This is a genomic window from Nocardia sp. NPDC001965, assembly GCF_053594175.1.
Window position 1 is genome coordinate 1 of sequence record NZ_JBSFDZ010000036.1, and the last position, 11,751, is coordinate 11,751.

An 11,751-nucleotide genomic window follows, 5' to 3' on the forward strand; every position below is an offset into this window, starting at 1 on the left:
GCGATCGCCACCCGTTACGACAAGACCGCCACGTCCTACCGCGGGATGCTCGACCTGGCCACCCTGCTCATCTGGCTTTGAGGACACTCTCTAGGGGAGGACACCGCGCGAGCCCTGGAAGCGCTCGAACAGGTGATGCCGGCCAGATTGCGTGCGGCCGTGGAAGGCCTGCGACTCACCAGGTTGCCGAACTACTGGGAGTTCCCGGCGCCACCCATCGATGCGGCAGCGTTGCAGATCGCGGGCAGTGCGGTTCACCGCCGGGAGGTGCTCATCGTCGAAACACTCGGTGCCGACGGCAACCGTCCGATTCCCGGGACGGCCGGGTTCACCCCGGCTCATCGCTTCGAACCCCATCATCTGGTGGTCTGGGCGGCCCGGTGGTACCTGGTGGGTTACCTCCGGGCCGAGAGCGCCTGGCGTGTGCTTCGGCTCGATCGTCTCCATCTGCACCCGCCCACGGGAATCCGGTTCGCGCCCGGCGAAGTGCCCGGCGGCGATATCGCCCGCTTCGTGATGACCACCCACGACCGCGGGGACACTCCCGCTGCCTGGGAGTGCACCGGGAGCGCACGGTTGAATCTGGCGGCCGGGACAGTCGCACGCTGGGCACCCGGCGGATCGGTTGTCGAATACCTCGATCCCGAGCACTGCCGTCTCACCCTCGGCGCGTGGTCCTGGGCGGGTATCGCAGGACTGCTCGCCACCTTCGATACCGAGATATCGGAAGTCGAGCCCGATGAACTGGTGGATGCCTGCCGGCGGCTTGTGCGACGGTGGCGGGCCGGGACCGGTGACACTGACCTGCCGGGCACGCCGGTCGATCGCAGCGGCGAACGGCCGGCCGGTGGGTAGACCCGCGGCCGGTTCCGGGTGCGGCCGGGCTCCTCGCCGGCAACCCGCCTGTCGCACCGGAGACCGTAGCCGCGCCGGGTGATCCGGCGCGGCCACGGTGGGTCAGGATTCGCGGGCGGCCTGCAACAGTGCGTTGGCGAACTTGACCATCTGGGCCGGTCCGCCGTACCAGGCGGTGACCGCGGACAGGACCGCGGCCCTGGCCTCCCGTGCGGCCCGGGCCACCTCGGCGGCCGATACCTCGCCCGTCTCCGCCTGCCCGGCCAGGACTTCGAGATCATCGCTCGCGGTGAGCAAACGCATGATGAGGTGGATGTCTATATCGGCGCCTTCCTCGCTGCGGGTATGCCGGGATGGGCTGTCCTCCGCCGGTGCCGGAAGCCGCAGCGCCGGTGCTGCCGGTTCGGGGTCCGCGATGGGTTCGGAAACCGGTGTTTCCGGCCGGGCCGGCGCCGCCGCCGCGGATTTCGCGGCCTCGGCGGCCTCGGCCGCCTCGCGGGCCCGCCGGGAGCGCCGCGTCTCCAGTGGTGGGCGGGAATCGGCCTCGTCATCTTCGTCGATGCTTTCGCCGGTGTCCTCGGGAACGAGGGTCAGTGGCGACAGCGGTACGACGGCTTCCGGGGCGTCCTCGGCCGGTTCGTCGGAACCGCTGTGCCGGGCGGGACCGGAATCCTCGGATTCCAGTATCCGGGTGAGCAGTTCGGCTACCGGGGCACCGGATTCGTCGTCGGGGTCGATCTTGTGCGCGGGTGCGGGGTCCAGCAGCCGATCGAGGATCGGGGTGCCGTCCGGCGGAGCCAGGCGCGGCGGTGCGGTGCGCGCACCGGCCTCGTCGGCCGGAATTCCCTCGTCGGCCGGGCCGGCGATCCGTAGCGCGGGCTGCTGATCACCGCGGACGCCGGGTTGCTCGTCCTCGGGGCCGTACCGGGCGGCGGACCGGGGCAGCCGCCTCGGCGCCGGCAGTTCGTGCTCGTTGTCCGGGGATTCGGCGATGTTCTCGGCGTGCGCCGGTTCCGGAACACCTGCGGTGGTCACGGCGGGAGCCTCGTGGGCGTTGTGCGACCCCGAATCCGGCTCGTCGGCCGGGGCGGGTGCGTGCCGGGCCGCCGACCGCGGCAGGCGCCGCGCGGGCAGGGGTGGAGCGGCGGATCCCTCCTCGGGGCCCGCCGCGGGCGCGGTGCGGCCGCGCGTGGGCAGTCCCCGGGTCGGCAGTTCCGGCCGGGCGGCGAGTTCGCTGTCGAAGGTGTCCGCCTCCGGAATGCCGGGCAGGTCATGTGGATCGGTGGTCGCAGCCGCGGAGTTCTCCGCGTGCTCAGGGGCGTGCTGGTCCTCGAACGGGTTGAAGGATTCGTCGGATTCACCGGATTCGGTGAGATCGAGCTTGCGGCGCCGTCCCCCGGTTTCCAAGGGGTGCGGTACCGGCTCCTCGCCGATCGAACTCAGCCAGCTCGGCAGTGAACCGGGGTCCGCCGCGCCGCCGTAGGAGTCGCCGTGCGGCGGAGTCTCCGGTGGCAGGGGGTACGCGTCCTCCGGCGTGCCCGAGGTGGGCAGCTGGGTTGTCGGGGCGGCGAGTGGATCGGATCCGCCGGGCCGCGTACCCGAAGTGGGGACGGTGGAATCGGTGGAGAGCAGCTGTTGTTCGGCCGCATACGGCCCCGGGATCGGAATCCGCGCAGAGGAGGCGAGCGAAGCGGAGTGCCCACCTTCGGGGCCGGGGTTCGATTGCGGTATCCGGGGTATCCCGTCCGGGTCGGTCTGCCCCGGGGCCGTCGTCGGACCGGCGCTGTGCCGGGTGGAGAGCGCGGCGGTATCGGGACCGTCGGGGGGTGCGGGGAAGGGCGATGGGTCCGAGGGCGAAGTGCTGAACCGGGGATCCGGTTCCTGGCCACCGGATGTCATCAGCCCGACTGCCGCCGAGTCACCGATCACGCCGGGAGTGTTCCAGGCGGCGAACGGATCCAACGCCGACGATCCACCCGTGCTGTGCTGGTTCTGCGGGGGAGTGGACGGTGGTGCGGGGGTCCACGTATAACCGTGATCCGGGATGGAATCGGATCGGTTCGTGGCGCCGTTCGAGCCATTCGCCGAATCGAATTCGTTCGATCCGAAGCCGGCGAAGCCCCTCGACTCGGAGTTGTGCTGTGCGCGACCGTACTCCTCCTGGCGGCCGCGACGTCCGTCTCCGAGGCTGGCATTTTCGGCATCCATGGGCCCATTCTTACCCGCCGGGGTGCTTTTCGTTCTAGTGTGCGAAGCCCATGACCGCAGCATCGGGCGCCCCCGGTGATCGAGATTACATCCGGGCAGAGCCGCCTCTACGCGCGGATCCGTATCCTGGACACCCGGATACGGGCCTCTGACGTGCCCGGACGGCGAGATGCGCGGGGATCTGCGGGAATCGGCGCGTTCGCCCGCCCGGGCAGGTCGGCCTTGTCGGGGCCCCTCGAAATTTTCCCGGTGGTGTCGATGGCGCAAATGGGCCCGGCCGCCGACCCCGGTCGGCGGGTGGTGTTACGAGACGGGCCGTGTCAGTGGTGCGGTGCCGCCCGGTGCATCCGGCCGGCCACCGCCGGCAGTGCCGCGACTGCGAGTACGACGGTGACGATCCCGACGACCCACGACGTCCACGACGCCCCGTTGTAGCTGGTGTAGTTCATGGCCCACGGTGCGATGAACAGCAATGCGCCGAACAACGCCATCCCGTAGTCGGCCGCCGCCATCGTGGGCCGGTACATCTGAGCGAGTCCGGTCAGTGCGATGAGCGCTCCGAGCACGATCATCGTCCACACCGCGCGGTCGTTCGTCGCCACCCAGATCGGTGAGAGGGCGGTGAAAACGCCGAGCACCACGGCCAGGAAATCCTGGGTCCGGCTTTCTGCGAACATAATGGCCTCCTGAGACTCCGAAACAGGTCCGTTGACAGGGCCTGACCTCGGTATAGCCGTCTTACAGTGACCGGTCGGTATCGCGACGGACACGATTGCGCGGCGAAACGATGCGCGGACGGCGTGCTGTCACCGCGGGTCGTGCGGGTACGGCGTAGCGCGGCCGGCGCTGTCGCCGTGGCGGATCACGGTGTGGGCTTCGCCTGCTGGGCTTGTTAGGGTGGGCTACACGATTTTCTGTAACCTGTTCCAGGCGCGGCGCCGGGTGCCGCGGGGAGGGAGTTCGGTATGTCCGCGCCGATCGTGATCACCGGTGCCGGCCTCGCCGGGCTGCGCACCGCCGAGGAGTTGCGCCGTGCGGGGTACGAGGGCGAACTGGTGTTGCTCGGAGACGAGCGTCACGCGCCCTACGATCGCCCGCCGCTGTCCAAACAGTTCGTTCGGGGCGAAACCACCGGGACTCCGTTGCGGCCGGCCGAGTTCTACGACGAGAAGCAGATCGACCTGCGCCTGGGCACCGCCGCTGTCGGCGTGGACACCGCGGCCCAACAGGTACTGCTCGCCGACGGCTCCACGGTGGCCTACGCCCATCTCGTCATCGCCACCGGACTGCGGCCCCGGCTGCTACCCGGTGCCGACGAGGTCGCCGGTGTCCACGTCCTGCGCAGCCACGACGACGCGGTCGCGATCCGGTCGGGAGTACAGGACGCCACCGCGGCCCTGGTGATCGGCGCGGGGTTCATCGGCTGTGAACTCGCGGCCAGCCTGCGGGCACAGAACGTGCCCGTGGTGCTGGTGGAACCACAGCCCGCCCCGCTGGCCGGAGTCCTCGGCACGGAACTCGGTGAACTCGTGGCCCGGCTGCACCGGGCCGAAGGTGTCGATCTGCGCTGCGGCGTCGGTGTCGACGAACTACTGGCCGATCCGGCGGGCCGAGTGCGCGGCGCGCGCCTCGCCGACGGGTCCGAGGTGGCCGCGGATCTGGTGGTATCCGGTATCGGGTCACGTCCGGTGACCGACTGGCTGGCCGGATCCGGTATCGAACTGGCCGAACCGGCGGCAGGTGGCGGCGTATTCGCCGACGAAGCCGGGCGCACCAGCGCGCCGGGGGTGTGGGCGGTCGGCGATGTGGCGGCCTGGCGGACTCCGACCGGCGAACATCGCCGGATCGAGCACTGGACGAACGCCGGCGAGCAGGCCAAGCTGCTGACCTGCGCTCTGCTCGGTGTGGAAGCACCCGGTATCGCGCAGGTTCCGTATTTCTGGAGCGACCAGTACGACCTGAAACTCCAGGCGCTCGGTACCCCCCGGGCCACCGACGATATCCGTGTTCTCGCCGACGACGGGCGCAAGTTCCTCGCCTATTACTTCCGTGACGGCCGGTTGGCCGGAGTGGTCGGCGCCGGGATGACCGGTCAGGTGATGAAGATGCGCGCGAAGATCGCCGCGGCCGCCCCGGTGGAGGAATTGCTGGGGGCGACTCAATAACCTGTCGGTGTGATCGTCGCGCTCATCGATTCGGGATTCGGGCTGCTGCCCACCGCGGCGTGGCTGCGTAAGCTGCGCCCCGATGTGGATCTGCTGTTGCAGCTGGACCCCGACGGCGCGCCGTGGGGTCCCAAACCGCAGGACTGGGTGGTCGATCGAGTGGTCTCGGCCGCCCGCGCCGCGTACGACCTGGGCGCCGAGGTGATCGTGCTGCCCTGTAACACCGCCAGTGTGACCGCGCTCGAACACGTCCGTGCCGATCTCGGCGTGGACGTGCCGGTGGTGGGTACCGTGCCGGCGATCAAACCGGCCGCCGCGGCCTGCCGGGCGGTCGCCGTGTGGGCGACCGCGGCGACCACGGCCAGCCCATATCAGGCGGATCTGATAGCCCGGTTCGGCGGGGAGGCGAAGGTGACCGGGGTGGCCTGCCACGGGCTCGCCGAAGCGGTGGATCGTGGAGATATGGCCGGGGTGCGTGCGGCGGTGGCGGACGCGGCGGCCCGGACACCCGCCGATGTCGAGGGTGTGGTGCTCGGCTGCACCCACTACCCGCTGATCGTGGACACGATCGTCGCCGCGCTGCCCGACGGTGTCCGGTTGTTCGACAGCGCGCAGGCCGTCGCCACGCAGACGGTCCGCCGGATCGAGGCGTTGGGCGGTCCCTCGACCGGCGACGGGACCGTACAGGTGTATCTGAGCGGCCGTCCCGGCATGCTGCCACCCGGAGCGGCCGCATACGAGTCCGGACGTCTCCTGGGCGCCCGATAGCGGTACCCGGCGGAACGGTGATGAATCCCGCCGATCGTCGGCGGCGGATCAGTCGATGCCGAAGGAGCCGGCGATGGTGTCGGCGACCTCGGTGACGGTACTGCGGACGACAGGTTGCCGCACGATCCAGGTCTGCATGGTGATCGGCGGATCCACCAACCGCCGCCATTGCCACCCGGGCAGCAGGCGGCCCGCGGTGGTGCGGCTCAGGATGGCCGCGTTCGCGCCGGTGGCCCGCAGGCAGGCCCGCGCGTTCTCGGTGTAGTTGGCGAAATGCCACCGGGGTGCGATACCGGCCTCGTGCGCGGCGGAGACCAGCCGGTCGTGTCCGATCGGGACCTGGTCACGGGCGTGGGCGAGCACATCCATACCGTCGAGGGCGCGCAGCGGGCAGGTGTTGCCGGTGAACTCGGCCGCCAGGCGCGGATCGACCACGAGGCCGAACGGTTCTTCCAGGACGCGGTGCCGGATGAGATCCCCCGTGGGCGGTTCATGCACGAACGCTATGTCCAGGCGACCGGCCCGCAGCTGCTGGAGTTGGACGGTGCTGATCGCATCGGTCAGGGAAAGGTATGCCTGCGGTACGGCGATCCGGACGGTATCGATCATTTGCTCGAGCCAGGTGGGCGGCAGGCCCGGGGCCAGTCCGATCTGCACGATCTCCCGGATCGGTCCCGCCTCCCGCGCGGCATCCTTAGCGGTGTCGGCGTACCGGAGCAGCGTGAGAACATGCTGATAGAGGGCTTTTCCGGCGGGAGTCGGCACAATGCCCGCCGGAACCCGCTCGAAGAGCGGTACCCCGCATTCCCGTTCCAGCTGCTGGATCCGCCGAGTCAGGGCCGGTTGCGAGATCAGCAGGGCCTTCGCCGCCCCGGACAGTGAGCCGCGATCGAAGACCTCGACGAAATACCGTAGTTGTCGTAGCTCCACCGTTGCTCCCATTTCACATACCGATCGGTATGCCATAACTTCAGAACATACCCGGGTCAGCCAAGTGGCATTGGATCACGGGCCGCTCACACGGTTGCATTGTGGTGGGCACCACAGCCGTCGCGCACCGCGCGGCGCCGGCGCCCCTGCTTCGCTCGAAAGGACCTCCGGTGACCGCGATCTCCACCGCACCGCCCGACACCAGATACCGCTGGGTGGTGCTGACCCTCTGTTGGGCCGCCTTCACGATGACCTCGGTCGACCGCGCCACCTGGGGGCCGGCGGCCGGCTCGGTGGGCGACGACCTCGGGGTGGCGGTCGCCGGTCTCGGCGTCTTCGCCACCACCTACTACATCGGGTATGTCGTCTCCAACGCGATCGGCGGCTTCATCGCGGACTGGATCGGCGCCCGGGCGACCGTCGGCGTGAGCATCCTGCTCTCCGGCGGGTTCATGCTCGCGTTCGGTGAGGCCGACAGTCACGCGATGGGGCTGCTCTTCCAGGCGTGTATCGGATTGTGTGCGGGTGCCGAGGTCGGCGGCGGTGTCAAACTCATCACCAGCTGGTTCGTCCCGCAGCGGCGTGGTTTCGCGATGGGTGTCTTCATGACCGCGACCTCCCTGGGACTGGTCGTCGCGAATGCCGTGGTCCCCCGGTTGATCGAATCGCACAGCTGGCGCACCTCCTACCACCTGTTCGGAATCGCCTCGATCGCCGTCGGGGTGCTGTGCCTGATCCTGCTGCGACCCGGTCCGCTGGTGGCCCGCGCGGAAGCCGGCAGTACGCCGAATCTGCGACCGTTGCTGCGCAACCGCGGCCTGCTGCTGCTGGCGCTGGCCGGGTTCGGTGCGCTCTGGGGCACCTACGGGTTCATCACCTGGTCGAACCTGCTGATGGTCAAGGGCGTCGGTATCGATCCGGTCCGGGCCGGCACCGTCGTGGTCATCTTCGGCGCCGTCGCGGTCTTCTCCAAACCGCTGATCGGTCTGGTGGGTGATGCGCTCGGGCTGAGCCGCCGGCGGTTGACCATCGCGATCCTGGTGGCCTTCGCGGCCTGCCTGATCGTCTTCAGTTTCGCCACCACCGCGACGCAGTTTCTCTGGATCGCGCCGTTCCTCGGTATCACCGCCTACATCTACAGCCCGGTGATGATGGCGATGATCCCCACGCTGTCGGGTCCGGAACTCGCCGGGACGGCCACCGGCGGTGTGAACGCCTTCTGGCAGCTCGGCAGCACCATCGTGCCGGCGGTCGTCGGACTCGTCTTCGGGGCCAGCGGCTCGTTCCAGCTGGTGTTCCTCGTCCTCGCCGCCGGTCCCTGCCTGGCGATCGTCCCCATGTACTTCATCCGGAGCGCCGACGCCCGCGAATCCGCGTCCGGCGTCGTCCCTGCCCGGCCGGACGGCAGTGCGCTGCTCCTGGCCACCGATCGAAAGGGCTGAATCCCGTATGACCCCGAGCAGTACGCACTACGACGTCATTGTCGCGGGCGGCGGATCGGCCGGTATCGCCGCGGCGGTGGGCGCCGCCCGGGCCGGTGCCCGCACGCTGCTGATCGAGCGCGGTCCGTGCCTGGGCGGTGCGGCGACGCTGCGCAATGTCGTCACCTACTGCGGTCTCTACACCCGTGACGATATGCAGCAGGTGGTGTTCGGAATCGCCGACGAGGTGGTCGCCGGGCTGAGGGCGCGCGGCGCGGTGGGTGAGCCGCGCAGATTCAACGCCGTGACCGTGGTCTTCGATCCGGAGAACGTCAAGGTGGTCCTCGACGAACTGTGCCGGGAGGCTGGGGTGGATATCCGCCTGCACAGTCTGCTGGTCGGCGCGCATACCGAAGGCGACAGCATCACGGCCGTGGATATCGCCGATCACGAGGGCGTGCACCGGTTCACCGCGGCGGCGTTCGTCGACGCGACCGGCGATGCGGACCTCGCGCATCGCGCAGGCGCCGAAGTCCGCTACGGCACCGACGGCTGGGTGCAGAACGGCAGCCTCGGCGTCCGTTTCGGCGGTATCGCGCCCGAGGCCGAGGTGACCGTGCACACCGTCGGGGAAGCCGTACGCGCAGCCAAGGCGGCGGGAGCCGCCGATCTGCTCGCCGAATCCGGATTGGTCGCCCGGATGCCGGTGTCCGGCGACATCATCATGTACCTGGTGGACGAGGGTTATGATGCCCGATCCGCCGCCGACACCAGCCGGGCCGAGATCAGCGCGCGGCGGCAGGCCCAGTCGTATCTGCGGGTCGTCCGGACGATCCCCGGTGCCGAGCAGGCCTATATCGTCACCACCGGTCCCGAACTCGGTACCCGCGAATCCCGCCATATCATCACCCGGTACCGCCTGCTCGAGACCGATATCCTGCACCCGGCGTCCACCGAGAACGCGGTTGCGATCGGTGCCTGGCCGATGGAGTACCACCCGGGCCCCGGTATTCCGTCGACCTGGAAGTTCATCGGTGATCCCGGCTTCTACCCGATCCCGCTCGACAGTCTGCGCAGCGTCGGCACCGGCAACCTCTACGCGGCCGGGCGCACGCTCGACGGGGATCGGCAGGCCGGAGCGTCACTGCGTGTCATGGGGACCGCGTTCGCCACCGGTCAGGCCGCCGGAGTGGCGGCCGCCCAGCAGGCTCGAACCGGCGCGGCGACCACTGTGACGGTGCGGGCGGAACTGCAGCGTCAGGGCGCCCGCCTCCCGGACCCGGTGCGTGTCTGATCTGTCTGCGTGCGGAGCGATCTCCGGATGCCCCGGTGCGTAGCCGTGTGGGTGCCGGTTACGCACCGCCGGGGCGGCTGTGTGACCGGGCCGCTCGGCGAGCGCAGCCGGCCCGGCCGTCGAGCGATCCGGGCGGGCCGGATCAGAACTGGATACGCAGGTGGTCGGTGACCGGGCGGGCCTGGCAGCCGAGGATGTAGCCGTTCTCGATGTCCTCGGGGTCGAGGATCTCGGCGTTCTCCATCTCGACCTTGCCCTCGAGCACGGTGCAGGCGCAGGACCCGCATTCGCCCTCCTGGCAGGAGTAGGGCACGTCGAGGCCCTTGTCCAGCATGATGTCGACCAGCGTCTGTTTACGCGGCCAGCTCAGGTTGTGGGTCTCGCCGTCGAGTTCGACCTCCACCGTGGCCGCGTCGGCCGCCTCCTCGTCGGAGATCTCGACCGGGCCGGTGTCGGCGAAGGGATCGCCGGCCAGCGAGTTGAAGATCTCGGCGTGGGTGCGGTTACGCGGTACGCCCAGCTGCCCGAGTGCGTCGTGTACGCCGTCCATGAAGGGCTTCGGGCCGCACATGAAGGCCGCGTACTCGGTGTAGGGGCGCAGCAGTTCGGCGAGTGCGGTCACGGTGGGCAGGCCCTGCAGGGTCTCCAGCCAGTGCACCACCACCAGGCGCTGCGGATTCTTCTCGGCCAGTTCGCGCAGTTCGGTCGCGAAGATCACCGATTCGGCGTCGCGGTTGGCGTAGAACAGCACGATCTTTGCGCTGCCCCGCTCCAGCGCGGATTTGAGGATGGACATCACCGGGGTGATACCGCTGCCCGCCGCGCAGAGCAGTAGATCCTCGTCGAGGTTCTTCGGGGTGAAGACGCCCGACGGCGGCAGCACCTCGAGCTGGTCGCCCGGTTTGATGTTGTCGCAGAGCCAGTTGGAGCCGTAACCGTCGCTGGTCCGCTTCACCGTGACCTTGGGGAGATCGTCGGTGAAAGGGGAACTCGCCAGCGAATAGCAGCGCGCCACCGATCCGGTGCGGTCGCTGGGGATACGCAGGGTGAGGAACTGGCCGGGCTGGTACGCGAACTTCTCCCGCGCTTGCTCGGGGACCTCGAAGACCAGCGAGCTCGCGTCGGTGGTTTCCGCGATGACCTGGGCGACCCGCAATACGACGGATCGCGAGCCATGGGGCACTTCGACGGTGGTCATCTCGTCCTCTCGACACTGGTAGCCGGTGGCATCCGAGCCTACGGCAAAACTAGAACGTGTTCCAATTTTACCCTATGCCGGCCGATTGTTGGCGGACGAGCTGTCCCTCCAGACCGGAGACCAGTACGCCCACGCCGAAATCGTAGGAATACTTGCCGCGGAGGTCGGGCAGGTATTCCATTGCGCGGGCCACTCGTTCCGGCATCACCACATCGGGCGGGGTGTCGAGGTTGCGCGGATTCACCCGGCGGCGGCCGAACAGGTAGGTGTGAATCGTGGCGTAACCGGCCAGGACGTTGCGATCGTCGAACCCGGCCTCGTAGAGGATCTCCATGATCCCGGCGATCAGATCGAGCTGCTTTCCGAGCATCTGCTCGATGAGCACGTCACCGAGCCCGGGATGGCGGCGCAGCCGTTCGTCGATCTGCGCGAGCAGATCGACCAGCCGGTCCTGCCAGGGGCCCGAATCGGGGGGCGGTTTGCGAACCCCGGCCAGCGCGGCGGTCGCGACCAGGTCCAGCAGCTCCCGCTTATCGGCCACGTAGTAGTACGGCGCCATCGGAGACACGCCGAGCTCACGGGAGAGCCGCCGCATGGACAGCTTCTCCACTCCGTCGGCTCGGACGACCCGAAGTGCCGCCTCGACGATCTCGGTCTCCGAGAGGGTGCTGCCGTTACCGCCCCCGCCCCCGCTCGCCTGCATCCGCACGACTCCCATTGCCACCTCTACACGTCGGGCGGCATCCGCCCGTCACGTTCTGTTCAGCTGCTTTGCCCCCGCAGTCTATGGCCACACCCGACAGCGTTGTGACCGGATCTGGGCATATGGACGCGCACGGCCGGAACGTAGGCGGGGGTATGCCGAGGTGCGCGTTCGGGTGGGTGTGTGTTCGGGCTGTGAGCGTGTGGACG

General features: G+C 69.2%; 10 protein-coding genes. 5 read left to right on the plus strand and 5 right to left on the minus strand.

Annotated elements, in window-relative coordinates:
* Positions 1-135 precede the first annotated feature (135 nt).
* Positions 136-855 carry a helix-turn-helix transcriptional regulator gene (locus ACWCPQ_RS29745; RefSeq protein WP_449905023.1) on the plus strand — a complete coding sequence of 240 codons (720 nt, stop codon included), beginning with the start codon at positions 136-138 and terminating at the stop codon, positions 853-855.
* A 102-nt stretch (positions 856-957) separates the two neighbouring features.
* Here the strand turns inward: ACWCPQ_RS29745 and ACWCPQ_RS29750 are convergent, their stop codons facing one another.
* Positions 958-3,063, minus strand: a complete 2,106-nt coding sequence (locus ACWCPQ_RS29750; protein ID WP_449905025.1) for a hypothetical protein — start codon at positions 3,061-3,063, stop codon at positions 958-960.
* A 320-nt stretch (positions 3,064-3,383) separates the two neighbouring features.
* Entirely contained in the window at positions 3,384-3,740 is a 357-nt protein-coding gene (locus tag ACWCPQ_RS29755) for an SPW repeat domain-containing protein (RefSeq protein WP_449905027.1), read from the minus strand.
* 288 nt (positions 3,741-4,028) lie between these two features.
* Between ACWCPQ_RS29755 and ACWCPQ_RS29760 the strand changes: the two genes are divergently transcribed.
* Positions 4,029-5,228: an NAD(P)/FAD-dependent oxidoreductase gene (locus tag ACWCPQ_RS29760; RefSeq protein ID WP_449905029.1), complete on the plus strand. Its 1,200-nt coding sequence runs from the start codon at positions 4,029-4,031 to the stop codon at positions 5,226-5,228.
* Positions 5,229-5,237: 9 nt separating this feature from the next.
* On the plus strand, positions 5,238-5,996 hold the full coding sequence (locus ACWCPQ_RS29765) for a glutamate racemase (RefSeq protein ID WP_449905031.1): 759 nt from the start codon (positions 5,238-5,240) through the stop codon (positions 5,994-5,996).
* A 48-nt stretch (positions 5,997-6,044) separates the two neighbouring features.
* Here the strand turns inward: ACWCPQ_RS29765 and ACWCPQ_RS29770 are convergent, their stop codons facing one another.
* Entirely contained in the window at positions 6,045-6,938 is an 894-nt protein-coding gene (locus tag ACWCPQ_RS29770) for a LysR family transcriptional regulator (RefSeq protein ID WP_449905033.1), read from the minus strand.
* A 158-nt stretch (positions 6,939-7,096) separates the two neighbouring features.
* Here ACWCPQ_RS29770 and ACWCPQ_RS29775 point away from each other — a divergent pair, with 158 nt between their 5' ends.
* Together ACWCPQ_RS29775 and ACWCPQ_RS29780 are read left to right on the plus strand one after the other, a co-directional pair.
* Positions 7,097-8,368 (plus strand): MFS transporter, encoded by a 1,272-nt coding sequence (locus tag ACWCPQ_RS29775; protein ID WP_449905035.1) that lies wholly within the window; start codon positions 7,097-7,099, stop codon positions 8,366-8,368.
* 7 nt (positions 8,369-8,375) lie between these two features.
* Positions 8,376-9,641 (plus strand): FAD-dependent oxidoreductase, encoded by a 1,266-nt coding sequence (locus tag ACWCPQ_RS29780; RefSeq protein ID WP_449905037.1) that lies wholly within the window; start codon positions 8,376-8,378, stop codon positions 9,639-9,641.
* A 142-nt stretch (positions 9,642-9,783) separates the two neighbouring features.
* On the opposite strand, the gene ACWCPQ_RS29785 is transcribed toward ACWCPQ_RS29780, so the two are convergent.
* The gene (locus tag ACWCPQ_RS29785; protein ID WP_449905039.1) at positions 9,784-10,839 is read right to left on the minus strand and encodes a 2Fe-2S iron-sulfur cluster-binding protein; all 1,056 of its coding nucleotides are present in this window, start codon (positions 10,837-10,839) and stop codon (positions 9,784-9,786) included.
* Between the two features lie 67 nt (positions 10,840-10,906).
* Complete coding sequence (gene mftR2, locus ACWCPQ_RS29790; RefSeq protein ID WP_449905041.1) at positions 10,907-11,557, minus strand: mycofactocin system transcriptional regulator MftR2; 651 nt, start codon at positions 11,555-11,557, stop codon at positions 10,907-10,909.
* Positions 11,558-11,751: the final 194 nt, after the last annotated feature.